The organism is Vibrio sp. 10N.222.46.A1, assembly GCF_041473595.1.
Taxonomy (GTDB): domain Bacteria; phylum Pseudomonadota; class Gammaproteobacteria; order Enterobacterales; family Vibrionaceae; genus Vibrio; species Vibrio tasmaniensis_A.
The window spans coordinates 1-1,589 of the sequence record NZ_JBFRSN010000341.1; the positions used below are offsets into that span (position 1 = coordinate 1).

The 1,589-nt window shown below is 44.4% G+C and carries 2 protein-coding genes; both read left to right on the plus strand.

Translation table 11 applies throughout. From position 1 onward, the window contains the following. Positions 1–215: hypothetical protein (locus AB4496_RS11145; protein WP_372130963.1), on the plus strand; the 215-nt coding region annotated here is incomplete at its 5' end. A gap of 47 nt (positions 216–262) precedes the next feature. After that, a partial coding sequence (locus AB4496_RS11150; RefSeq protein WP_372130965.1) for an immune inhibitor A domain-containing protein occupies positions 263–1,589 on the plus strand: 1,327 nt, incomplete at its 3' end.

Here is a 1,589-nt window from a genome sequence, read left to right on the forward strand (position 1 = left end):
TCTGTTCTGGCTTAACCTATGAGGAAGATCAAGAAGCTTTACGTATCTATCTCAACGCTAAAAAAGCGAAGAGCACTCCGTTTGGTTCAAAAAGTAGAAAAGAGACAACCAATACAAAGGAGAGCGAAAGTAAAAAAAACGCAACAAACACACGTCAGTTAAATAAGACACCACAAGAGTGTATTAGGCCAAACTCGGACAACAGATCCGAATAAGGCAAGTTGATACTGATATCGACATGGGAATATAAAAGGAAAATATAATGAAAATGATGAGAAAAACATTGTTGGCTTCAGCAATGCTTACTCTATTTAGCGTCAGTAGTTATGCAAAAACACCTATTGATTTAGGCGTTGTTAATGAAGACAAACTCATTGAAATGCTAGTTAGACAAGGCTTAGTCGACCAAGATGCAACCGATGTGGCAAAGCACGACGCACTTGACCGCTACTTGAAGAATAAAATCAATTCCGGTTTTAAAGGTGACGCTCAATTCGGTAAAAAAGCACTTGAGCAACGAGCGAAAATACTTAAAGCCATAGAAAAAGGATCTGGTGTTAAAAAGGCGAGCGTCTTTGCGTTAGAAGTCGGCACCAAGCGTACCGATAAAGTACTCGCTCTGTTAGTCGATTTCCCTGATTTGAACTGGGATAACAACAAACTGACCGAAGAGCACACACAAATGCTCTACGAGAGCTACAACCCAGAACATTATCAAGAGTTGTTGTTTTCAAACTCTGGCTACACTGGGCCAAACGGCGAAAACCTAATCTCGATGCGTCAGTATTACCAAAGCGAATCTGGTGATAGTTACAGCGTTGCGGGCCAAGCTGCAGGTTGGTATCGCGCCTCTAAACCTGCGTCATTCTATGGGGGTAACTCCCCTACTACCGACAACGATCTCAACGCGCAAGAACTGGTTCGCGAAGCACTGAATCAATTGGCTCAAGATCCTAGCATCAACCTAGCCGATTACGATATTGAAGATCGTTACGATTACGACGGTGACGGAAACTTCCGTGAACCCGATGGTGTGATTGATCATCTAATGGTGTTCCACGCATCTGTTGGTGAAGAAGCCGGTGGTGGCGTATTAGGCCCTGATGCGATTTGGTCTCACCGATTCAACCTTGGTCGCACTCATGTACTTAAAGGCACCTCTAGCTCGCTTCCAGACCGCTTTGGTGGCCAATACGCAGCATTTGATTACACGATTCAACCGATTGATGCCGCAGCTGGTGTATGTGCTCACGAGTATGGCCATGATTTAGGCTTGCCAGACGAGTACGATACGCAATATACAGGCAAGGGTGAACCTGTCTCTTACTGGTCAATCATGTCTTCGGGCAGTTGGGCTGGTCAAATTGGTGGCACACAGCCAACGGCATTCAGCTCTTGGGCAAAACACTTCCTACAGAAGTCGATTGGTGGTCGTTGGATTAACGATGATCAAATCTCGATTGATGACCTAGAAGACAACCCACAGGTTTATACGTTGTTCCAAACAACGGATAACAACCGTCCTAACATGATTAAAGTGGATCTTCCAGAAAAACAGATCGAAGGTTTAAAACCGTTTGCTGGTGAGT